The sequence below is a fragment of the Pseudoalteromonas sp. BMB genome (assembly GCF_001709235.1).
In the GTDB taxonomy this organism is placed as follows: Bacteria; Pseudomonadota; Gammaproteobacteria; order Enterobacterales; family Alteromonadaceae; genus Pseudoalteromonas; species Pseudoalteromonas maricaloris.
In genome coordinates, this window is sequence record NZ_MBQA01000168.1 from 1 (window position 1) to 24,635 (window position 24,635).

Here is a 24,635-nt window from a genome sequence, read left to right on the forward strand (position 1 = left end):
GGTTATCAATGAATATGGCCCCACAGAGACGACAGTAGGAAGCACCCAGTTCAGAGTCACTAACGAACTCACTGGTAAAAAATCTGTATCAATTGGTAAAAGTATCCAAAATACGCAAATACGATTACTGGATCGCGAAGCCAATTTAGTGCCTATAGGTGCGATTGGCGAGATGCATATTGGCGGGGATGGTCTTGCCAGAGGTTACTTAAATAATGCACAGCTGACCGCTGAAAAGTTTATTGCTTGGCGACACACTGCACTTGATGGTAGCGTTATGGATCAAAGGCTATACAAAACAGGTGATTTGGCGAGAGTCTTACCTGATGGTAACCTTGAATTTGTTGGGCGTAACGATGATCAAGTCAAAGTTCGAGGGTATAGAATTGAGTTGGGCGATATCGAGCATCATTTATGTGCGGCTCCACATGTGGAGTCGGGTGTTGTACTGCTTAACAAACTCGGTGAAGATAACAAGAGCCTATTGGCATACGTCAAGTTAAGTTCAATACGAAAGGGTAATTCTGAGTTAGATAGTACGGAAACAAGTTTGCAAGATATTTGGTCTTATCTTGAATCTAATGTACCTAGCTTTATGATGCCTGGTAATCTTATTGTCGTAGCGGATTGGCCGACGACACCAAATGGCAAAGTGGATAAAAGAGCATTGCTGAATTTGAAAAATTCGCACGCAGTAGATAAACAGTGTCAACGACCACAAAGCCCAACAGAAATACAATTGGCTCAAATTTGGGCTGAGCTACTCAATGTAGACATGAGTACAATTGCGGTTGACCAAAATTTACTTAAACTGGGTGGGGACTCACTCCTGATTATTCGTATGATGGTACAAATCAAAAAGCAGTTTGATATAAAGCCTGAATTGCAACAGGTTTATGACATGCTAACCATAAGACAGCTTGCTGCATATTTAGACCAATTAATAAATATAAAGGACAAAGAAAAAATCATAACTGAAGAGACAGTAGAGCAAGAAGGGTGGTTTTAATCACGCTGTCTTGCCTAACTGTGGCTATTGTTTTACATCGTTAATCACAGAAGATGTAACGCAGGACATCGTACAGTAAAAGCCAAGCGGTGACCTTACTAGGTATATGGCCGCTTGGCTCGTCTTTTACCCTGTATGTCATTTGGTTAGATAGCGTAAACATTTATGTACGTTTTTAATCGCTTTACGAACAGGGAGCATTGCGAGCTGGCAATAGCGCTAAAAATTTATTGAAAACGACAAGGTTGGCTTTGGCAGGGGTTGAGATAAAAAATGATGACTTTCTTATCAACATTAGTTGCAGATCTAACGTACTAACCCGCCTATAAGCTACTTCAAAGTGACCTTGAGTTGAGACCTAATTTTTCGTGATAAACATCAGCAAGATCTTCGTTATCAGAGAGACGATAATCTGTCTGCATTATCTAGCGTTGATGTATTTAGTTGTAACAATAAACCACTTTTAGTGTTTGATTTGTAGCTAATAGTTGCTTCAAGACGAGTGACCATATTAGAATAAGTTAAGTAAGTATTATTGAGTCTTTCCTCGCGCTTGTACAATGCGATTTTACCCATTGTCTTGTCAAAAAAGCAGTTGGAGAACAATCTGGAAGCTTAGTTTCAATGAGACTTTTATTGATGTTTAAAATGCAGACTAAACGCATTCAGAATATGTAACCTTTTTATACGGTTTAACCTAACTAAAATAAACTACACAATCAGGTATGACAGCTATGAAGATTGGCTATTTCGCAGATGGGCCTTGGTCACATAAAGCAATCGAATTAATTACATGTAACCCGTTACTAGAGGTTAGTTTCATTGTACCTCGATATGAGATGCCGGACGAAACACTAAAAGCTTGGGCGGAAAAACTCAATATTCCATTCCTCCCCTACAAAAACGTTAATAGCCCTGATACTATTGAAGAATTAGCGCAATATGGCGCAGACCTTTTTGTTTCTTTATCATTTAATCAAATCCTAAAGAAGGACATTATAAATACTCCTAAACTGGGGTTTATTAATTGTCACGCGGGTGCCCTCCCATTTTACAGAGGCTGCAATCCACTAAATTGGGTGCTAATCAATGGCGAAACTGAGTTCGGTGTGACAGCACATTATATTGATGAAGGTATTGATACAGGGAAAATCATAGAGCAGCGTATGTACCCAATATCCCAGCAAGACACCTATGGTTCGTTATTGTCTAAGGCGATTGTTGAGTGTGCTCAAGTTCTTTATAGTGCAATTGTTAAAGTTGCACTGGGAGAGTTTGAGGCTGTGGATCAAAAGTCAATCCACCCAGTTGGGAGCTATTTTGGCCGCCGTATAAACGGTGATGAAGTAATCGATTTTTCTTGGCCTGCAATACAAATTTTTAACTTTGTCAGGGCGATTAACACGCCTGCTCCGTTAGCTCGTTTCTTTGTCGCTGAGCAAATGTATGCTGTTGCATCTTGCGAGTTGATTCCTGATGCACCCGATTATATTTCGACTGTAGGTGAGGTTGTGGGGAAACATGAACGGGGGAACGTTATTAAAGTGGGTGATTCAACTATATGTTTTACAAAAATCTGTGCAGTTGAAGATGACATACTGGGTGAAGCATTCACGCCTAAATTTAAAATAGGCACCCGACTTAATCGTGCTTCGTAAGTAATGGCTGAGCTTGTTTTGATCCAACCAACAACCCTTTAGTTTGGTTTTTATTATAATAATTAACAAGTTGTAATTGACTTGGAATAACTTGATTCTTGATCATAGGGAATGAATTATGTTGTATTTACGTGAAGATGTTTACTTTGAGCCGTTATTTAACCAATGGTATGCATGGCGGGTAGTGAAGTATTAGATTGTACTGAAGAGTAAGTTAAAAATATCAAAAGGCTTATCACTTTTATAAATGAAGAGTGTGCCGATTTAGTGGCGCTATCTGACGCGGTTAAAGAACTAGATGAATTACTGCGGAATCATGCTAGTGGTGAATCAATAGAAAAGTTGTACGCGCGGATCCTTGCGCCATTGAAAGGGTATGTAGAACTTTTCTTTGATATGGAGCATCGTCCTTCATACCGCTTAATAGAAAGTCTTCTGTACAGAAGTTCATATTATAAAAGACATTTGCAGAGTGTTGCGTTTGGTCTTCTATCGAAAGTGGATGAGCGGCCATTTGTGCAATGTGCTTATATTAGACATTGAATTGTTCCAAGTACTTGTGCTCGAAAAAGAAGATGCATGCCGTCTCATGCGTGAGTTGCACTATTCAAACGAATGAGATGAGTTAGCACCGTTTATTCATTATTGGTTTGAACGCCAAGTAGAGAAAGTGCGAATAATGTCGTTGTGATTTTCGAAGGCATTATTTTGATTTACAAAGAATTAAGATCGAGAGCCAACCAAGTTTCATATTATTTATGGTTCAACGTTGAGCTTTAGCTCGATACATTGGTGTGTATTTTTTGGAATGTGTAAGTGCAGAGAAAGAAATGTCCGCTTCGAGAAAACGCCAACACAGCTGTCGCTTACTGTGTTTTAGGGAAGCTGTCGAATATTGACTTCGGAAGTAGATGAGAGTTTACAGGGGACTTCTGAGTAATTATAAAATTGATGGGGAGCGTTTAGCTGGTTTTGATCTGCATACAGTTTGCTGCCTATTGATGAGATGGCAGCAAACATAGAGCAACAATAATAAATAAACATTATTTTCGAGCTTTGTTGATGTGTGGAAAACTAAACTCGGAACGCAAAAATGTCTCAACATTCAATGATCTATTTATTGATGAAGCAGTTAAAATTTTTGAAACGAGCTCTGCGCTAATTCAAGATGAAGATACATTGTCAAACATAATTACTCAAATAAGCGAGTATGTTCCAGAAAAGGAAGTTAACGCCATTGTTGCGCAAGTACTCAGCTGGCATCAAGGTCGTTTTGTAGAGTTTGCACAACGCGCAAATGATGATCAAGAAGAGGGGGAGTTCGAATGTTTGCAATGGAAGGGGTTACCGCTTTTTAAAAGTGTATTTGATCTAGGTATCTATCAAATGCTATTGTGGGAACTGAAGCCAAAAACAATTATTGAAATAGGTGCTATAAATGGTGGTAGTGCAGTATGGATGGCTGATTTACTAAAGTCTTTTGGACTAGAGTGTCACGTTTACTCATTCGATATTAATATACCCTGTTTTCAGTATGAAGATGTAACATTTATCCAAGGCGACTGTAATCAAATTGGAACAGGAATGACAGCAAGTTTCCTGTCTGAGTTACCCCACCCTTGGCTAGTCATTGAAGATGCCCATGTAAACGTAACAAATGTACTATCATACTTCGCTCGTTATATGAGCTCGAATGATTATCTCGTTGTTGAAGATAGTGGGTGTAAACAAGAAGGTGTCGCAGAATTTTTAAGTGATAAGGCAGAGAAATTTGTTGTTGATACAAAATATTGTGACTTTTTTGGTCGCAATATGACCTGTTCCCACAATTCTATTTTGAAAAAGTAAAATAAGCTCAAACAGCAGCTGCAGCTAAAGCCCCACCTAGAGGGGGGGGCGATGCCAATGTGCCTTTATTAAGTGTCTCAGGTCATTGTGCAGCATTTTTTAAGGTCGAACACTGATGAGGGGCGGTTCGGCTGGGATTTAACTAAATAGATGTTGAAGGCAACAGCATCAGGAGAAGAACAATGACAGCAGTTGAGATTATCAATGATGCTTTGGATAATGGTATACAATTGTTTGTAGAAGAAGGCAGGCTGGGCTTTAAGCAATACAGCGGTGGTCAGTTAACAGACGAACTCAAAAACAACATTAAAGAAAAAAAAGCAGAGATCATAGCTTACTTAACTGAACATAAAAATACCGAAGGCCAGATAAAACCATTGCAGCATAGAGATGGATTGTTGCCATTATCTTTTTCCCAACAACGCACTTGGTTTACGGAACAATACACTCAGGGTTCAAATCAGCATCTACAGCTTTATACTTATAATATTCAAGGGTTGTTTGATTTAGACATTGCTGAGCAGGCGTTGACAGAAATTATTTCTAGACATGAAATCTTAAGAAGCGTGTATCAAGAGCATGAGGGCACACCTTATCAGCACATTTTAAGTCCGCAAAAGTTTCATATTAGCCGCTTGGATCTCTCACACTTAAATGAAGCTATGCGACAAACTAAGTTACATGAACTGCTCATAGCAGAAACACAACAGGAGTTTAACTTAGCTAAAGATGTTATGTTACGAGCCAGTTATGTTAGTCTGAGTGACGGCGAAAACAGTGCTGAACAGACGGGAGTACTGATTTTATGTATGCATCATATTGTGAGTGACGGCTGGTCTATGGAGGTGTTGCTCAAGGAGTTCTCAACTTTATACCAATGTATTACCAATAAAAAAGAAAGCCCTTTAGCCCCTTTACCAATACAGTATGCTGATTTTGCTACTTGGCAACGAGATACCATGTCAGGTAAATCGTTGGACAATAGCTTAGCTTATTGGCAAGCACAACTGAGCGATGCGCCTGTATTGCATAGCTTGTATATGGATAAAGTTAGACCTGAAGTTAAACAATATTCGGGACGTCGTATTTCTTCACACTTACCTGCCACGGTCTCTCTCGCGCTGAAAAAAATAGCACAAAATCACCAGCTCACTCCATTTATGTTAGTGCATGGCGTATTGGCATTGGTGCTCTCTCGTCACAGCCACAGCCATGATATTGTAATTGGAGCACCGATGGCTGGCCGGGAACAACCTGAACTGGTTAACTTGATTGGTTTTTTTGTTAATACCATAGTCTTAAGAGTAAATACTGAATATCAACAACTAGACGACTATTTTGAGCATGTGCGACAAACACATCTGGCAGCACAGTCTAATCAAGATACGTCTTTTGAACAGTTAGTTGATCATCTTAATATCCCAAGAACAACAAGTTACTCGCCGTTGTTTCAGATTATCTTGAATACAAGAACTAATTATGGGGTAAGCAAAGGACTGAATGAAAGGCCATTTGAGTCCGGTAGTCTCGCAATATCAGCGACGGAAATAGTGGAGCATACCCTAGCTAAATTTGATTTAGATATTAGCATCAGTCTTGATGATGATGGTGTGCATTGCGGTTGGATATATGATGTGGCGTTGTTTGAGCAACATCAGATAGCGTTGCTGGACAAGCATTTTGGCAATCTACTCTTGGCGATTTCTCAACTTGATGATCTGTCATGCCCTATTTCTCAATTACCTTTGCTAGACCTAGATGAACGCATTACGTTAGTGAATCAGTGTAATCGCACCGCATTTGATAAGGTTGAAAATCGTTGTTTGCAAGATGTTTTTGAGCAACAGGTGGCTGTGTATGGTGATAAAACAGCGGTAATTTGCGCAGAAGAACGGCTTAGTTATAAAGAATTGAACGAAAAAGCCAATAAGCTGGCGCATTTTTTAAGAAACGCATTAGAAGTTGGGCCAGATACTTTAGTGGGGTTATGTGTAGAGCGCGAATTATCCATGCTGATAGGTATGATGGCGATCATCAAAGCCGGTGGAGCCTATGTGCCTTTAGACCCATCGTACCCAGATGAACGTTTAGAGTACATGATGAATGACTCTGACTTAGATATAGTGCTAACACAGCATGCCTTAACTGATGATATAGACTTTGGTGAGCGGCAGGTTGTTGTAATTGACTCGCCTATTTTCGCAGGTATGCCTGCTGAAAACCTACCACGATTAAGTCAAAATTCGTCAGGTTTGGCTTATGTCATTTACACATCAGGGTCAACTGGCCAACCAAAAGGTGTGCAGACACTGCATTCGGGTGTTGTCAGATTACTGACCAACGCAACCTTTATGCCTTTGGGGGCTCATACTCGGTTTTTGCAGGCTGCAAATATTGCATTTGATGCGGCAACGTTGGAGATTTGGGGGCCGCTGTTAAATGGCGGGTGTTGTATCTTGTACCCTGGTAGTACTATCGAACCGGAGAAACTTCAACAGACACTCAAGGCACAGTCAGTAAATAGTTTGTGGCTGACGGCTGGCGTTTTTGATATCTGGAGTGAGCATTGTGGAGAATTACCCGAACTGCGTTGGATTGTAACTGGTGGTGATGTTGTGAAACCAGCCTCTGTGCACCGTGTTCAGCAGACCTTGCCTAATGTTCAGGTGGTCAACGGTTATGGTCCGACGGAGAATACGACCTTTAGTTGTTGTTACCCAATTCCAGCTTTGAAGGGAGATGAGAAATCGATACCAATTGGTTATGCGGTAAATGGAGATGTGCATTACGTGCTGGATAGTTTCGGGCAACTAGTTTCGCCTGGTATGCCGGGAGAATTGTATGTAAGTGGTAGTGGTCTAGCGCGTGGCTATTTAAATCGATCCCGACTGACAGAGGAGCGGTTTGTAACAAACCCGTTTTATAATAGCGCTCTGCCTGAACAGTATCAGCGTATGTATAAAACTGGAGATTTGGTGCGTCGTAATTCAGCAGGAGCAATTGAATTTCTGGGGCGAGATGACAGCCAAGTAAAGATCAGAGGGTTTAGAATTGAACTTGGTGAAATTGAGCAAAGACTAGTGCAGCACAATTTGGTGTCACATAGCGTACTTACAACCTATCAGCAGAATGAGCAAACACAGCTCGTTGCTTATGTTGTGCCCAATCAAGATATAAGTACAGCGGATTTTTCTGAGTTGCTAAAAGCGTGGTTGAAGCAACATTTACCCGATTACATGATCCCGAATATGATTATGGTTTTGCCAGAGTTACCTTTAACTACCAATGGCAAAATAAATCATAAAGCGCTACCTGCACCAGGAGCTGTTGATGTAAAAGATAAGTATGTTGCTCCAACAAATGATATGCAAAAGTTTCTCTGTACAGCATGGGAGCAGGCGCTGGGACGAGAGACTATCGGTATACAAGATAACTTTTTTGATTTAGGCGGAGACTCCATAAGTGCGATGCGGGTTGTGTATAATATTAAGCAATCTGGTTATAGCTTAACAGTGCAAGATATTTTTAAGTCGCAAACCATCATTGAGCTAGCGAAGGTCATTAGCCATGTTTTGCCGCCTCAGCAGGGAGAAGACAATTTATTGTCAGTACCATATAGAATGCCTGGCAATCGTTTTTGGTATTTTGACACATGTACTGAAGATGTCGGGCAGTGGGGCCCTGCATATCTTCTGGAGTTTACGTCGACTAAAAATCATAGTGAGGCTGCTCGCAAAGCTGCAAACTTTGTTGTAGAAATGCATGAAGGCACCAGAATTACCATCTCTGAAAAAGACGGGGAAAGAACAGAACAAATCGTTAACTTTGAGGACTACGTGTGTTTTGAGTATGTAGATTTTAGATCTTTGACTGAGGAAGAGATTAAAGCTGAAATCAAAGCACTACATGCTAGTATCAATTTAGCTCAGGGTATGGTGAAGTTTTGGTACTGTGATTTAGGTGAAGGTAAGCAAGATTTACTGGTTCTGGTTACACATCACCTTGCAATTGAGCAATATTCACGGGATATACTATTTGGCGACTTATTAAAGGCATTTGCTGCTTTCAGTCAAGAAAAAGAGCCACAGTTAAAGCGGATCGGTAGTCGATTTAGCGAGTGGGTAATAAGTATGGAAGAGTGGTTGCAAGGCGAGGAAGCGAAGCAGTTAGCAGCGTACTGGGAAAATAAGTTAGCAGGGCAGAGTATTGCACTTCCGACGGACTATCCGTATGTACATAAGAAGAACACCGTTGGTAGCGGTTCTTCGGTCTGTGTGGCGCTCAGTAAAGAATATACTGACAGTTTGGTTAAAATAGCGGATCAAGGAGACTACAAAGAGTTTGACCTCATTCTTTCTGCTGTTGCTCGAGAGGTGAGTCGGTGGACTGGGCAGGATGACTTTATTTGTGATGTAGTGACTTCCGGGCGAGATCATTTTACAGACCTTGATCTATCAGGTACTGTTGGGTGGTTAAATGAACATATCAGTCTATTGCTGAAAAACAATAACTTCAATGATGTGATGGCGACGATTGAGCAAAGTAAATCGGCGATAAATGAGCTGATAGAGCATGCAAAGGGTTTTAGCGCGCTGAAATACAAAGATCAGGGCGTTATACCTGAGCATGATTTATCGACGCTTATTAGACCAGATCTCCTGATAAACTATATTCCCAAAACGCTCAGCCATATGGGGAGTGCGTTTCAGGGCGCATCTGATTCTGAAGACAGTTTAAGAATGATAGAGATGGTCCCTCTGTTTGGTAAGAACCGAGAGAATACTTATAAAATTTATTGTGAAGTCGTTTATTCAAATGAGCAATTGTTGTTTACTTGGGAATTCAGCACCAATGTATTTGACACAAAAACAATTCAGCAATTCGCAGACAATTCGTTGCAATGTTTGCATGACGCTATCAATACAGCACAAAGAAAATTGAATCGTGCTACTGCACAACACAGTGTGTAAATGTAACAACTGTAGAGAGTGAAAATGTACCAATTAACAGGATTTGACCTACACAATTTGAATGCTGATGCATATAGTCCCATTGTTGTTACAAAGCAAAATGAAGCGGGCGATGTTTTTGAGCTAATTCAGCATAACAAAGCCGAAATTGAAACCATTATGCATGATAGAGGGGCGGTATTATTCAGAGGAATGGATATAGCCAAACCTGAAACGGTGCAAACTTTTGCTGATATTATGCTGAGCGATGTCTTAAAAAATAACTCTGAACATGTTCCTGTGAGTGAGCAAAGCCAAGTTCAAAGGCCTGTTCATTACTCTCCTTCGGACGTGCTGCTATGGCACAATGAAAACACGTTTAACCATAGCTTCCCAAGCAAGGCTATTTTTGCGTGTGAAACTAAGAATTTCGAGGGTGGAGAAACCCCCATTGTAGACAGCCGGGCTGTTTACAAACAAATACCTGAGCATATCAAACGTGAATTTATTGATAAGCAAGTCATGTACGTCAGAAAATACGAAGAGCATGATTTAATGGGACTGGGCTGGCAAACTATCTTTCAAACCTCAGATAAAACTGAAGTGGAAGCAAAATGTAAAGAATTAAATTTGAGCTACGAGTGGAAGTCTGAGAATAAACTCATTACACGAGCGATAAGACCTGCAATTTATAGCCACCCAGACAACGGCAGTACATCTTGGACTAATCAGGCGCAGCACTGGCACTTTTCATGTTTCAATGAGGGGATCAGGGCTGGGATCGAATTACTTTTTGATGATGAGTCAGATTATCCGCGTAATTGTTACTTTGGTGATGGGTCAAAAATTCCAGATGAATATATGACACACATCTTGAGTATTTATAAGCAGCATCAAATGCAATTCGAATGGCAACAGGGTGATTTGTTGTTGGTTGACAATATTCTCAAAGCTCATGGCCGAAACCCCTACCAAGGGGAGAGAAAGTTGTTGGTGTGTTTTGGTAATGTGACTTCATATGAGTAGTCTTTCATAAATGACAATATTAAAGAACCAAACGCTGGACAGTGATCGTGCGTCGTACAAAGCGGTGATTTGCTTTTCTATTTTTTCAGCGGCAAAACCATATCATAGCGCATTTATTGATGCGCTGTTAAAGTTGCGAAGCCGAGAAAATATTGCTCTGTTGATCTTGCAAGATAATTATTCATTTAGTGAAGCTGAACTTCAGAGTTTATCTCGCGTATATGATGTTTTCTTAAGTACCGATGAGCCGAGCCACTCAGTGCAGGAAACAAAAATTAACTTGATCAGGCAGGCAGCCAGTTTTAGCGCTGACAATATTATTTTTACTGACTCTGATGACTGTTTGCACGAGGACGCTCTAAAATTGCATTTTGATGTATTGGAGCAACACGATTTTTCATATAGTGATCAGATTCTTATCAATACAGATGGGGAGCTATTAGGGAGGTGTTTGTTCGACAATGTAAATGTGCCGACAAAGTTAGAACACTATAGCGCACTTCTTTACCAAAACTATTGCGGACTAAGCGCGCTCGGTTTTAAGAAATCAGCACTTGAAAAAATAGATTTGAATACACTTGCTCAGGACAGCATTGCACCGGATTGGATGTTAGCAACGCAGGCTTTGCTCAATGGTGCAGTTGCCGCGCAAACGGCGCGACCTGTTGTATATTATAGGCAACATGCGGCGAATTATTTCAAAAGCTCGCATCAGCCAATAGATTATTATGAAAAAAAATTAGAGAATCTAATTGTTCATCTTAACAACTTAAATTTACCAGAAACTCGTCAATATTTGGTTGACTGCCAAAATGCGCTCAAATTACTGACAAGCAGTTCGAATCCTGTTCGCTTGTTGGACAATAATAAGAGCTGGACGCATTTTCCATGGTTTCAGGATATTTTTCGCTTTGTTCAGTCAAGCAAAGCACAATTACTTGAGAAAGGTTATCAATGATAATATTAGGGATTTTTATGCAAGGCCCAAATACTGGGGCTTGTCTATTTGAAAATGGTAATTTAGTCGCTATGGTCGAAGAAGAGCGTTTTACGCGCGTCAAGTCGGCCTCCGAAGCGTTCCCAAGCAAATCAATACAGTTTTGCTTAAAAAAAGCGAAAGTAACGCTTAACGATGTGAGTGTTGTTGCTACGTCTTGGGATCATGACTTCTACCCTGTGAAGATGGATCAGTTTATGGGGGGCCTCGAGGGGCGAGAGCTGGACCCTCTGGCAGATCCTTCTGAGTCCATTATTCATAACAAACTCACGCCAGCGATGGCTTTATCAAAAATTAAAATTGGCCTCAGAAAAATAGCACCAACAGCGGAGCCTATCATCAAATGGTATCCTCATCATAAATGTCATGCTGCCAGTGTTTACTACCTATCAGGTTTTGAAGAGAGTGCTGTGTTGGTGATGGATGGCAGTGGAGAGAATCAATCGACAACGACTTGGTTTGGTAAAGATGGTGAATTGTCATTGCAATCTCAGTGGTTATTGCCTAACAGTATGGGGTGGTTTTACAGTGCCTTAACAGAGTGGCTAGGGTTTAATGCCTACTCTGGGGAAGGCAAAGTGATGGGATTGGCGGCATATGGTAAAGCATCTGCTGACATTGCTCAAAAACTGAGAAAGGTTTGCGATGTAGGTGAACATGGTAACTATCAGGTCGATCCGACTTACATTTACTTTGGAGAGCGTAGCTACTCTAAAAAATTCACAGATAAACTTGTTGAATTGCTAGGTGAACCTAGGGTTCCGGAATCAGAGCTGAGTGACTATCACATCAATGTTGCCTACGAAACTCAAAAATTATTAGAGGACGTAGCGAGCCGCATCACTAAACGTTTAATGCAGGAAACTGGTACAACTAATCTGTGTGTAAGTGGTGGAGTGGCCATGAACTGTAAAATGAACGGTTTATTGTCTCATTTAGAATGCGTAAGCGACATCTTTATTAATCCAGCATCTCACGATAGTGGAACAGCGATGGGGGCAGCCCTACTGGCCCATAAAGAAATAGTAGGTGACTTGCCGGCAAATCGTTTAGAACATGCTTACTATGGCCCTTCTTTTTCTGATGAAGATATTGAGCCAATATTAAAACACTGTCAGTTAAAATATGAAAAAGTGGATAACATTGCCGCCGAGTGTGCTCGATTGCTTGCAGAAGACAATATCATTGGGTGGTTCCAAGGAGCATCTGAATTCGGCGCGCGTGCTTTGGGTGCAAGGTCGATTTTAGCCAACCCCACCAATAAAGATATGAAAGACATTGTTAATGCACGGGTCAAATACAGAGAAGGCTTCCGGCCTTTTGCTCCTTCAATGATTGAAGAAGTAAAAGATAAATACATGGAATCACCCAAAGATTCTCCTTTTATGATTTTGGCATATCAATTTAAAGATGAATACAAGGCGGAATTCCCTTCCGTTGTTCATGTGGATGGCTCTGTGCGCCCCCAAACTGTAAGCAAAAAGCATCACCCGCTCTATTGGAATTTGATTAATGAATTTGGGGAAATTACCGGCCACCCCATAATCATAAATACTTCTTTTAATGTTCGTGGTGAGCCGATTGTCAACAACCCGCTTGATGCGGTACGGTGCTTCTTCTCAACAGGTATGAACGTGCTGGCTATTGGCTCATTTATAATCAAGAAAGAGGGTGTTGATGCATAAGAATATCCTCGTAGTGGCTCCGCACCCAGATGATGAAACATTGGGGTGTGGCGCGACGCTTCTTAAGTATAAAGATAACGGCTACAAAATTTTCTGGCTGATCATGACAGATCAGCGTGAGGAGTTTGGGTTTTCCTGTGAACGAGAAGTTGCCCGAGCTCAAGAAGTCAAAGAGGTGGCGCAAGCCTATGGGTTTGAGAAAACCTTTCAGCTGGGATTGCCGCCTTCCCAACTTGATGTCATTGCGAAAAGTGACATCATTTCAAAAATGGTGAGAGTATTTGACGAAGTTAAACCTTTTACTGTCTTTGTACCATTTAAGAATGATATTCACTCAGATCATACTGTGGCATTCGAAACCAGTATGGCGTGTTCTAAGTGGTTTAGGCGAACTGAGCTCAAGGAGATCTTAGTATATGAAACTGTGTCAGAAACGGATGTCGCTACAGCGATAAACCAACCGTGTTTCACACCAAATCTATATGAGAATGTCACTGATACTTTTCAACAGAAGTTGGATGTCATGGATGTTTATAAAAGTGAGATGGCCGAGTTTCCTTTTCCAAGGAGTCGTCAGGCAATCGAAGCACTTGCAATGAAAAGAGGTGCTGAGTCTGGTTTTGAACGAGCCGAAGCATTCATGATTTTAAAACAATTTAGAGACTAGTAGGTTCAGATACTAGTCTCTATATGGAGTAAATATTTTGTCTACAGAGTCATTTGCAGATCCGATTAAAACTTTTTATTCAAATAACCCATATCCGCTAGAAGGTAACCATTATGGATACTTTCGTAAGTTCCAATATGGTGCTATGAAAGATATGAAACCACAGTTAATTCTTGACGCTGGATGTGGTACTGGAAATTTATCACACGAGCTTGCACGCGCTTTTCCAGAATCAAAAGTTGTGGGGTTAGACTTTTCAGAGCCATCTATCGCTGTTGCCAAAAGTAATTATATTCGAAGCAATATTGAGTATCATGTGGCTAACCTCGAAGAATCTCTGCCAATGGCTGAAGATAGAAAAGCCGATCTTGTATATTGCCAAGGTGTTATTCATCATTTGGCCAACCCCCAAGTTGCGTTAACAAACATACGCAACCAAATGGCAGACAATGGCAAAGGGTTTATATGGCTGTACAACCCGGTTGGAAGACGGCGAATTAGTGATGTTATGGCATTGAGCCAGATACTTGGTGACAATGGCGAAGTCAGTGGTCCCACAATTGATCACTGTCTCGCTGCGGAAGCAACATTAAATAAATCGAGCTTAGCCAAAAAGATGGAATACTTTCTATACAAAGTACAAAGTTATGGCTGGCAAGATATCTTTTTCAGCATAATCACGCACTACAAACGAAAGTTTAGCAAAAAAGAGCAGGAGCATTATATTCTCAATAAAATGGATGACTATATGAACCCTCGAGCTAAATTTTATACCGTCAAAGACGCGCTGGCACTGTTTGATGAGGCAGGCTTTGAAGTAGAGCAAGTTCTTGAATTAGATGAACTAGACATCCCCTCTAGATATATCGCCAGCTCTATAAAAGAAAAGCAAGCTATGTGGTTGGCTAAAGAAATTGTCTACCAACCCAAGGGGCTGACATACGTCGTGAAGCAAAAACGCGTGCACACATCTTGAAATTTTGCATAATGCTCAGTTATGGTAGCAGTGACTGAGTTTAAATGCGTGTGTTCTAAGGTCATTGGATCAATTTACTTTGAAGCTGATACGGATGATCTTCGTAATACGATAACTAAGGTGACTATCAAAAATGTTCAGCACGAACGAGGTGTTCACCTTGGTTATTAACACTGTCACCCAAAGTAACTCATCACATCATAAACAACATGCAAGACTGCTTCCAAGTGAGTCATTTTGTGATCCAGAGGTTCTGGTGTATTGATAAGCTCTGAAACCCATGATAGCACTGCTAATATCTATATTTTGCTTCTTTGTTTGCTGGGTATATATCATCAGATAAGTGTATATAAAGCGCGAATATTTATGTCCTTAATACTCTTTAGCTTGAGTGACAATTTAAGGTTATTTTATTAGGATATGGCCTGCGACTTTCCAAACAAAAGTCACAGGCACTTTATCAATATCAAATTGATGTATGTTTCAGAACAACGCTAAAGTTATAACTGATAATAGTATAGATGCATATATCTACGCATCTATAAGGCAGCACATTGGCCTCAATCCCTGTTGTTCAAGAATTCAACCAGCGTTGTGAGTGTTTCTTTAACTTGCTTGTGGTTATCCCAGTCGACTTCATTCCAGCTGATACCTGTATCGAGAGTGGTAACATCAGATTTGAGGAGTGTCATTAGAGCATTGGTTGATACTAGCTTATCTACTCGATAGTTTCTGGTCTGCTTTTTACTGTGTTCAGCGTTTTTCTCGCCGCTGAGGTAACTCGCAATGCGTCTATTTACCTCTTGGGCGTTTGTCGCATTTAAAACGGTTGCGCCTATTTCTTTTTTATATTCCTGTTCTATTTTCAGGATCAGCTTTTTCATCGGAACAAAAGCCATTGAACACCCATCACTGTATGCGCTAGAAACTGCTGGGTATCGAGTCAATACATTGTAGTTATCATAGGCACCCGTTGAAATACCAAGAATTCCTGCGGTTTCTCTGACTGTGAGTGCCTTAAAGCCTTTTTGCTTACGAATTTTATTAAGCGCTTCTATTTCGAGTAAGGCATCTCCAAAGGCAGCTAGTTTGCCAAGTTGTGGCAAATCTTCCCTACTGGCGTTCTCTTGAAACTGCTTGGTTTTAGGTAGCACAGGACATTGCTCGTAAACTTTAAAGTGGGATGCGGCATCAACCCCATTCACATAAATTAGTGCAAAAAATCGTCTGTGTCCTGTCAGGATTTGATAGTCACCCTCTCCGATAGGGAACAATGTTGGTACTTGAATAATTTCGGCTACAGCTACATTTTCCGCGAGTTCCAAAATAGATTCAATCGTTCGGTTGGCTTTTTTCCACTCATTTGTACCGTAGTTTAAACAATTGACAATACAGCCTTTGCCTATCAATACTTTGTCTTGGGCATTATACAGTTTGACTAGCTGTGCTTTAGTTAGCTTGCGTTCTCGCATCTGATATGCGTGTACATCTTGAATAAATACGGCTGGGAAAAAGCGAGGGTTACTGCTGTCTGGCTTTATTCGATTGACAAAAACAGACTTAAATTCATAAGCCTGTTCAATTAAAATGCGATTAGCTTCAGAATGATTAAGAGCCGATGCGATGCTTTGTTCCAATGAAATATTGTTCAAGATTTACTCCAGGTGCTAACTTCATTTGGAATTTTAAATTAAACTTGCAGCGGACTCAATATTCTGTTTAGTTATATTTTTGTCGTTCCATATTGATGCTTTTATTGAAGTAGTGTAATGCATTGATCGGCGACATATGGATACCTTCATATCCATCCTTACGACCAAGCTTATAGCCTTCAAGAAAGAATTCGCTAGCCAAACTTAGCTCATCTTCATCACTAATGTTCAGCTTCGTCCTTAGCTGTTCTAATAGCTCCTTTTGATTACTCATCATTTCTCCTCAGTTCCTTACTTTTGTTACAACTTAATCACTGACTTTTCTGGGATAAAAAGCCAAATGCTCCCGAGATATAAATTATTACGCTTGTTTTAATATGTTATTGCGCAATTGTCATTATTGTTAATCCTGACCCTCTAAAAGTCAATTGTTTTTTAATTTCTTGTACCTTGTACATGATATCTCGACATTTTTGTTTTGTACACTCAGCACCCACTTTCATGTGGTAAATGTTTATTTCACCGTTAATGAACTGTATTGACAGTGATTGAATTCGCTCGGTGATTTTATTTCACTTGATCCAAAGTGTTTTGTAAGCTTGAGATCAACATGATTGAGTTTAAAAGGCTGACATTACGATGTAGTCGGGTACTTTTTCGGGTGTCATTGTGAATGCTCTTGTATGTGATTTGAACATGCACGACGGTTTTTATGCTGTATGGATAGTGGCGCTATTTTAGTTTTAAGTATTTAGATGTGAGTTCGTAAGTGCCCTTCTCTTGTTGTGTCTATTTGTTATAGCAAGCCTGATGTCGCCAACTTATAGAATAGCCTCTACAGGTTGAGGACTAAGCTGACATGAGAAACGAACTCACATCAATGTATATAAACACAAATATCGTTTTGACTAAACGTATTTTCACTCTTCATACCACATATGAAGCAAATCACTATGATAATCAAATGGATTCAGGTAAATTATTTCTACTAAAAGTCTCTGAAGAAAGTGATTTGATTCAAGATTTTATATAAAAGGAGAGTGAAGCCTTGAAAAAATTTTTTGCTATTGCCATTATTTTATTTTCTGCTGGTGTGGGTGCATCGAGCTTTACAAATATTAATATGCCCAGTTCTAAATTTTTAGACGACAAACCTGAAATTACAATTGCACTACCATCAAGTTACAGCTCCAAAGAATCCAAGCACTACCCTGTTTTGTATGTATTGGATGGGGAGTTAAATGGGGAGCTAGTGTTTAGCATGTTGAACAGGCTTCACAAATCTAATGGTTCTGATGAATATATTGTTGTAGGTATCACAAGTGCAAATCGCCTCAAAGACTTTGCACCAACTGTTAACAAAGATCCCAGAGGGCCGCTTGGAGAAGGGGGCGGTGCAGGAAAATTTCTCGACTATATACATTATGAACTTATCCCCTTTGTTAATGGAAAATACCGAAGTAATCACAACAACATCATTTTAGGTCATTCTATTGCTGGTCTGTTTGTTATACATGCCTTTCACGCTCGCCCGGGCTTATTTCAAGCACACCTCGCGTTTAGCCCTGCTGTTTGGTGGGGGAATGGAGAAACAGTTCAGGCAACTAAAAGCTATTTGTCTTCCGAGAATGACAAACCTGGCTTTTTATATATGAATATAGGAGGGGAACGCGGAAGTATGCGTAAGCAATATGATGCCTTTTCTAATATCGTCTTACGCAACCGTTCAACGGATCTAGTGTTACAACTTGATGAATTTAACAGCGAAGAGCATAATTTTACATTAGTAGCGGGATTGTACAACGCTCTCAAAGAGCTACAAAGATACCGGAAAATTACGCGTTTGTCTGAGGAATCCCCAGATAATCATATTTAAAATCAATGTGATGGACACGAACGGCATTGTTTGATCTAATTTATTTCGCCAAAAACCAAATAGATTACAACACCATGCGTGATATCACTATCCTACACGATATGCTCAGAAAAAACTGCCCCAAATTCATGCGCGGCGCCTTGATTCATTAATGCTAGCAACTGAGACTTTGCTCGATAGCAATCAACTCTCACTTACAGAGCTGGGTCGGAATATGAAGGGCCCTGTCGCTGCAAAACACAACATTAAACGTATGGACCGACTGCTTGGCAACACTGCCATGCATAACGACCGACTTGCTATTTACCGCTTTCATGCTTGCCTGACGTGCGGCGCTAATCCTATGCCTATCTTGCTGGTCGACTGGGCCGATGTGCGCGAGCAACTGCGGTTGATGACTTTGCGTGCTTCCGTCAGCATTCAGGGACGCTCAATGATAGTGTATGAGCGCACCTTCACGTTAGCTCAATACAACTCACCTAAGTCCCATCAGCTGTTCTTTGCTGGCGACCATTATTCTCTGGTGGATAGGCCTGTATGCCCAATACTCAAATTGGCAACGAAAGTTGCAGGCAAATACAATCAGAGATCGTGTTGTGCTGTCGACTGTTAGGCTTGGCAAAGAGGTTAGGCGACGAAGCGATTATATTATGACAGGAAAGCAACTGCGCTGGGCTATACGGTGAATACGTGCGCTTGATACATCTGCTCGGGAGACCTCAATTATGAGGGGATCCCCCAGCACGTTTGTAGCGAGGTTTCATCAATGTATAAATCGGGTTATTATAACATCTTGGTTAATGTATCGCCCCCACGGCGGGATCACACTTTGTAAAAAGGCTTTAACACCCGCCTCTTTTCTGATCTAATAACGCCCACATTATCACTATCTGCTTGTTAATTATGTCGTTATTTAGCCACCTTGAACTTGTTGAAGATAAGCGTTCTTCTATTGATCAACATCATGAGCTTGCTGACGTTTTGTTTCTGATCATCTCGGCGGTTTTATCCGGTTGTGAAGGCTGGAAAGATATCGAAGTATTTGGGCACAGTAAACTGCCTTGGCTCAGGCAGTTCAGAGCATTTAAGCACGCTATTCCAACGCGACATAGCATTGCACGAATTCTTAAGACAGTAGAGACTGATTCGTTGGTTTTGGCCTTGTTCAGTTGGGTCAACGAGCAACGGTCTCAGTCAGGTAAGCCAATCATTGCGTTTGATGGCAAAACCCTGCGCGGTGCCAGTAAAAAGCGTGAGGATAACTTACACTTGGTGTCTGCTTTTGATTGCGAGTCTGGTTTAACTTTGTATCAGCGTACAGTAGAAAATAAGTCCAATGAGATACCGGCAGTTAGGGCCTTATTGGATGTGCTCGATATTTCAGATTCTATCGTCACATTAGATGCACTACATTGTCAGAAAGCGACACTTTCAGCATTGATTTCAAGAGGGGCTGACTATCTGGTTCAGGTCAAAGCGAATCAGAAAACACTCTATAAAGCAGTCACTTCATGTTTTGAAACAGCCTTTGAAGAAGAAAAGAATTTGCCCGAAGATGTACAAGTCAGCAATGGTCATGGACGCCAGGAAACCCGCATCACTTATGCTCTGAAGGCAGACAAACTGCCCGAAGAAATAAAAGAAAAATGGCCCGGGATCACTTCAATAGTCGCGGTTGAAAGACACCGTAAGTCTGGCCCGACAACAAAAATAGACACGCACTTTTATGTTACTTCTGTCGAGCCAGATGCACAGATGTTGCAAAAAGCCATCCGCCATCATTGGCACATCGAGAACCAACAGCATTGGGTGTTGGACGTGGTGTTTAAGGAGGATGCTTGCCAAATCAGCGAACCGATTTCGGCGGAAAACATGGCGTTGTTCAGACGAGTCGTTCGTAATCTGGTAAAACAGCACACAGGTCGTAAAGATTCGATACGTGGCAAGTGCGTTCGGGCCAGTTTTGACGATGAATTCAGGGCCGAGCTTATCTTCGGTTAATGGTCGTTAACGAAGTATGCTCTCACCCTGGTATCGCCCCCTACTCTACACTTTTATATAAATTAAACTATTATAGTTTAGTGCTGATAAAAGATTTAATCTCTTCTTTTTATCAGCGTTTTTCACCAGTTGTAGGGTGCTCCTATTTATAATAAATTTAGACTTTTATATATTTATTGGGTTTTTCGTTCATAAGAGCTATGATTGCTGAGTTTTATGTCCAAAAATTCTGAGATGAGCTGCTTACACTTTGGGTAATCTGAGGTATCAAATTCAGGGTGCTCGCCAAAGCAAAGCAATGAAATATCATGATCTTTAAGTGCTAAAAGTTGCTTTTTAAGCATGTCGATATCCAATATGCTGATATATTTTTTATCAAACTGCATTTTGGGGTGAAACTTTCCTTTGATAAGCCCCCAAAATTGTGCCAAATAATGATTTATATCAGACTCACTTCTAAACCTAGAAGAAAAGGTGTTGTGAAATATGTTGGGATATGCCGTTTCTGCTTCAATAAAATTACTTTTTAAGTGAGCCTGCACAGAGTGTAATTGTACAAAAAGAGGAATTTCATTCTGTGATAGTCTCGTTAGTATAAGATTGTTTATCACACACTTTAAGCCATATCGGAAGTTTTTCATGTAACGCAATTGCTGATTGAAAGATTGACTGCTTTTAACTTCATTATTAATTACTTGCATAATCGAGTGAAGTGAATGCGAGTACTTATCATCGTGAAATAAATTCCTCACAATATACATATCATTAGGGTAATCACTTTTAAAAAAATAACTCTTATTCAAGGGCTTTTGGATGATCGTATCATCGTTGAATAGTAAAAATTGCTCTGATAGCCCCTCAATCCTGTGTAAATTAAGTTCTATTGCAGAACTATTAAAAGAGGGTAACTGAGACTGATCTTTGAAAATATCACTATGCGATATCTGTACAAGCTTCGGGTGATCTGTTTTCAACCAACCCGGAGCCTGGTTAGCTGTTACTAAATATACATTGCGTATCCAAGGGATAAACTTTTCGATGCTGCGATGAACGTACTTCAATGTACCGATGTCTTCATAGCGAATTTTCTCAATTTTCATCACTCCCATCAACCCATAGAATGACCGCATCTACTTCACGTTTCATATTACGCTCCTTTTTTATTATTTCTGTAACCAAAATAATAACATCCGATTCTGTCTCTGTCTTATTTTTGTAATACTCCTGATTTTTAGGTTGGAGCATTCAGCCGTATGCATTGTATAAGATGTAATAAATCATCTAGATCAAAGTGCGGGAACGTGTTACAGGGTAAACCATTTTTATCCGATGTATTCGAAAAATACTATCCATAGTTGCGCTTATCTTATTCGTTGTCTCATTTAACATAATGTAAATTACCAACGTAAATATGCATTTACGTTGGTAATTTTGAGATGCTTTGACTATAGTGAATAAATTAGTGACTCTAGGTCTCTATCATGATGTTTTATTGGAGAAGCGAGTTATGTATGATCGGTTATCACACCTAGTAAAAATAACACCAACTGAATCACCACAAAATAAGCAGGTTTCGCGTCGGCGACCAACGATTACGAACTTAATCCTCCGAGATAACAACTGTCCAATGTATACATATATCAATGGCCTCTCGAGTGATGCATCAAAAGCGACAGCTCGAAGAGTATTAATGACTATCTCTAAGGGTCTAGGTGCTCAGTCTATTTACGATATTGACTGGCCATCCATTACTAAAAATGATGTCAATTTGATGCTGAGCTTGTGGCAAAAAAAGTGTCTATCACCTGATACTATATCGCTTTATTTGTCTGTGCTCAAAAGTGTGATCAAAGAAGTGTTTTTACTCGAACAAATTTCCACTAGGCGTTACGAGTCCATTAAGAGTGTAAGTAAACCCGGCGGCTCTCGAATTAAAGATCATCATATTTTGGCGTTGGAAAGTTTTGAGTCGTTATTAACTAAGGTCGATAGCTGGACTCAACCCGTGATGACAAGTGTGCGTGACCAGGCCATTTTTCATGTGTTGGTTGGGGCCGGTTTGAGGCGTTTCGAGGTCGCAGGCCTGCAGTGTGAAGATATCGATCATGAGCATCAACGCCTTCAATTCATAGGGAAAGGTAATAATGAGCGCGCGGTTAAATTGCATGAATTTACGTATCAAGCATTAATGCAATGGCTGGTGCTACACCCAACTAAAACGGGAGCCTTATTTATACGCCTAACAAAAGGGGGGCGGGCCTATTATAAAATGTCCGATATCGCTGGGTTGTCTGGCCATGCTATTTATGACGTTTGCAGAAAGTATGGTTTGCTCGACGGTAATCGGCCTGTGCCGCCTCATTCATTGCGGCGCTCTTATGCAACCTGGCTATATAGTAACGGTTCTGATTTAAAACACATTTCAAAATTGCTGGGTCACTCGTCGATTAAAACAACAGAGCGCTATGTTCAGACTTCGCAAGAAGAAATTGACGATACAGTGACAGTCAATTTGTTTAAAAAATAAGTTATCCACATTTTCAGTTAACAAGTCAATGAATAACACTTGGATAACTTATATCAATTAACTAATTGAAAAGTATTAAATTTATAGTATTTTAGGTCCACTTTCAGAAAATATGCTTGCATATCAACTCTTCAGTATTGATTTGAATTCAAAAAAATATCTAGATAAGAACGCTCGGTTTGAGAAATGAGAACGGCAAAAGAACTCAGCTTCGAAGCGTGCTTACATGAGTTAGTAGCTTTAGTTACCTGGATATAAAGGAATAGTTTTATTTCTATTGGGGCTAAGCCTAATGATAAAACAAATTAAGTATGATGTGTTCTAGTTGTTTGATGTTCTTACAAGTTCCTTATAAACTGCATCCTTTCTACCATTAACTTACTTATCCCCTTAAAGCTCTGTGGCACAAACAGCAATGTTCAGCATTCAGACTAAGGGTTGCAGTAACCATGTGGGCACTTTCACATCGGTTAAAGTGATGTCACGTTCCATTACGCCTTTGCAGTGTTGTAGCCTAGAGGAAAAAAGCCAACTTTTAGCTGGCTCTTTCTTAAAACAGACCAAACTGGTTGATCAAATCCTGATAATTCATTTTAACATGACAAAATATCAGTAAGTAAATATTGAACTTTTGCTCACCAGTGTTCCTGATTTCGTATACAAACCGGTAATTGCCTTTTACTATCTCTCTAAACTCAGGTGAGTCAAAGTACTGGCAGGCTTTACCGCTCTCAGGCAAGGTTTCTAGCTGGCTCTTCCATGCTATGACGGTTGATTTAATGCTATCTCTTGCTACACCGTCAGTCTCTCGACGCGAACGCCAATTGATCGCATCTTTAATTTGCAATTGTGCATGTCTAGTTATTTCAATATTTACATGTGTCATTCTATACCTATTTTAAATCGAACTTAGAAAATCATCGATTGGCGCTGTCTTGCCCTCTTCGATATCTTTTCTTGAATTTAATAACAGCGTCATGAATGCCATTTTTTCCTGCTGATGTTGGTACGCCTCATGCGTTTGAACCACTAATGACTCTTTGCCATTTTGTGTCACAAACAGAGGAGCAAGCCCTAATTCGTCAGGCAAAGTGGCCGCGTTGGCTTTCATTTGGCTAATTGTTGCGATTTTCATACCTACTCACCCCTTTAAGTTCACATAACTTGTAATATCACTTTACAACAAAGTCTAAATATAGACTACAAGACTAAATATAGACCAACAGTATATCAACAGTCAACAAATCGAACCAAATATAGACTACTCTTCACATAACACCTTGTCGCCCTCAATATCAAGATATTTAACTTTTTGGATGTATAACAGGAACGAATTGTAACTGCACCTACAGCCCATATAGACACAATAAAACTTGGTAACTTGCAAGTTAACGGGTGACAATACCTAACGCCAAAATAGTTTTGTGGTCCTTAAAAAGCTGATTCACGAAATAAGTTTTACGGATATAAACCAAAAATCTTAGCGACTGTCACTAAGATCACACCAAAAAATACAGGCCTCAAGCCAAAACTAAAGAGGTACCGGGCACTATATTGCAAGTGGAAGAAAAGTAGGTAAGCCATAAAATATACAAGTTGTCATCAGGAATCACATTTGGGAAGCTCAGCTTCCAAAAGGGTTAGGAGTGTGATTGGTGCGCGTGATTTAAACCAAGAGTTAAAGTGAATAATCCGATTATGGTTCTAGACAATGCCAAATAGGCCCCAGGCATTGTCTAGAAAAAGCGTGGCCACATAAATGTA

General features: G+C 40.2%; 18 protein-coding genes and 1 pseudogene. 14 read left to right on the top strand and 5 right to left on the bottom strand.

From position 1 onward, the window contains the following. The 10 genes from BB427_RS13730 to BB427_RS13770 all read left to right on the top strand — a co-directional run. Nucleotides 1-1,009 (top strand): non-ribosomal peptide synthetase (locus BB427_RS13730; RefSeq protein ID WP_139119071.1); only part of this gene is annotated, 1,009 nt, incomplete at its 5' end. 734 nt (nt 1,010-1,743) lie between these two features. Continuing rightward, entirely contained in the window at nt 1,744-2,667 is a 924-nt protein-coding gene (locus BB427_RS13735) for a methionyl-tRNA formyltransferase (RefSeq protein ID WP_069021229.1), read from the top strand. 267 nt (nt 2,668-2,934) lie between these two features. Next, nucleotides 2,935-3,210, top strand: a complete 276-nt coding sequence (locus BB427_RS24500) for a hypothetical protein (RefSeq protein ID WP_254663637.1) — start codon at nt 2,935-2,937, stop codon at nt 3,208-3,210. A 519-nt stretch (nt 3,211-3,729) separates the two neighbouring features. Further along, a complete protein-coding gene (locus tag BB427_RS13740; RefSeq protein ID WP_083229881.1) occupies nt 3,730-4,515 on the top strand; it encodes a CmcI family methyltransferase in 786 nt (261 codons plus the stop codon). A gap of 182 nt (nt 4,516-4,697) precedes the next feature. After that, entirely contained in the window at nt 4,698-9,485 is a 4,788-nt protein-coding gene (locus tag BB427_RS13745) for a non-ribosomal peptide synthetase (RefSeq protein WP_069021231.1), read from the top strand. A 24-nt stretch (nt 9,486-9,509) separates the two neighbouring features. Next, the gene (locus BB427_RS13750) at nt 9,510-10,490 is read left to right on the top strand and encodes a TauD/TfdA family dioxygenase (protein ID WP_069021232.1); all 981 of its coding nucleotides are present in this window, start codon (nt 9,510-9,512) and stop codon (nt 10,488-10,490) included. Between the two features lie 160 nt (nt 10,491-10,650). Beyond that, nucleotides 10,651-11,448, top strand: a complete 798-nt coding sequence (locus tag BB427_RS13755; protein WP_139119072.1) for a hypothetical protein — start codon at nt 10,651-10,653, stop codon at nt 11,446-11,448. 17 nt (nt 11,449-11,465) lie between these two features. Beyond that, nucleotides 11,466-13,172 (top strand): carbamoyltransferase family protein, encoded by a 1,707-nt coding sequence (locus BB427_RS13760; RefSeq protein ID WP_175401281.1) that lies wholly within the window; start codon nt 11,466-11,468, stop codon nt 13,170-13,172. Further along, entirely contained in the window at nt 13,165-13,839 is a 675-nt protein-coding gene (locus tag BB427_RS13765; RefSeq protein ID WP_069021239.1) for a PIG-L deacetylase family protein, read from the top strand. The genes BB427_RS13760 and BB427_RS13765 overlap by 8 nt, the downstream gene beginning before the upstream one ends. Nucleotides 13,840-13,876: 37 nt before the next feature. After that, nucleotides 13,877-14,815 (top strand): class I SAM-dependent methyltransferase, encoded by a 939-nt coding sequence (locus BB427_RS13770; RefSeq protein ID WP_069021240.1) that lies wholly within the window; start codon nt 13,877-13,879, stop codon nt 14,813-14,815. Between the two features lie 560 nt (nt 14,816-15,375). Here BB427_RS13770 and BB427_RS13775 read toward each other — a convergent pair. Both BB427_RS13775 and BB427_RS13780 read right to left on the bottom strand, forming a co-directional pair. Continuing rightward, on the bottom strand, nt 15,376-16,467 hold the full coding sequence (locus BB427_RS13775) for a ParB/Srx family N-terminal domain-containing protein (RefSeq protein ID WP_069021241.1): 1,092 nt from the start codon (nt 16,465-16,467) through the stop codon (nt 15,376-15,378). Nucleotides 16,468-16,534: 67 nt separating this feature from the next. After that, nucleotides 16,535-16,741: a hypothetical protein gene (locus tag BB427_RS13780; RefSeq protein ID WP_069021243.1), complete on the bottom strand. Its 207-nt coding sequence runs from the start codon at nt 16,739-16,741 to the stop codon at nt 16,535-16,537. A 774-nt stretch (nt 16,742-17,515) separates the two neighbouring features. On the opposite strand from BB427_RS13780, the gene BB427_RS13785 reads away from it, so the two are divergent. The 3 genes and pseudogenes from BB427_RS13785 (at nt 17,516) to BB427_RS13795 (ending at nt 20,344) form a co-directional block, all read left to right on the top strand. Beyond that, nucleotides 17,516-18,343, top strand: a complete 828-nt coding sequence (locus BB427_RS13785) for an alpha/beta hydrolase (protein WP_254663638.1) — start codon at nt 17,516-17,518, stop codon at nt 18,341-18,343. A gap of 74 nt (nt 18,344-18,417) precedes the next feature. Then, a pseudogene (locus BB427_RS13790) lies at nt 18,418-18,893 on the top strand (IS4 family transposase); the annotation flags it as partial. Between the two features lie 353 nt (nt 18,894-19,246). Then, nucleotides 19,247-20,344: an ISAs1 family transposase gene (locus tag BB427_RS13795; protein ID WP_069021246.1), complete on the top strand. Its 1,098-nt coding sequence runs from the start codon at nt 19,247-19,249 to the stop codon at nt 20,342-20,344. 173 nt (nt 20,345-20,517) lie between these two features. Here the strand turns inward: BB427_RS13795 and BB427_RS13800 are convergent, their stop codons facing one another. Continuing rightward, entirely contained in the window at nt 20,518-21,444 is a 927-nt protein-coding gene (locus BB427_RS13800; protein WP_069021248.1) for a hypothetical protein, read from the bottom strand. Nucleotides 21,445-22,034: 590 nt separating this feature from the next. Here BB427_RS13800 and BB427_RS13805 point away from each other — a divergent pair. Further along, entirely contained in the window at nt 22,035-22,871 is an 837-nt protein-coding gene (locus BB427_RS13805) for a tyrosine-type recombinase/integrase (RefSeq protein ID WP_069021250.1), read from the top strand. A 550-nt stretch (nt 22,872-23,421) separates the two neighbouring features. Here BB427_RS13805 and BB427_RS13810 read toward each other — a convergent pair. Further along, nucleotides 23,422-23,757 (bottom strand): type II toxin-antitoxin system RelE/ParE family toxin, encoded by a 336-nt coding sequence (locus tag BB427_RS13810; RefSeq protein ID WP_069021251.1) that lies wholly within the window; start codon nt 23,755-23,757, stop codon nt 23,422-23,424. A 12-nt stretch (nt 23,758-23,769) separates the two neighbouring features. Continuing rightward, entirely contained in the window at nt 23,770-24,006 is a 237-nt protein-coding gene (locus BB427_RS13815) for a type II toxin-antitoxin system Phd/YefM family antitoxin (protein WP_069021253.1), read from the bottom strand. Nucleotides 24,007-24,635 lie beyond the last annotated feature (629 nt).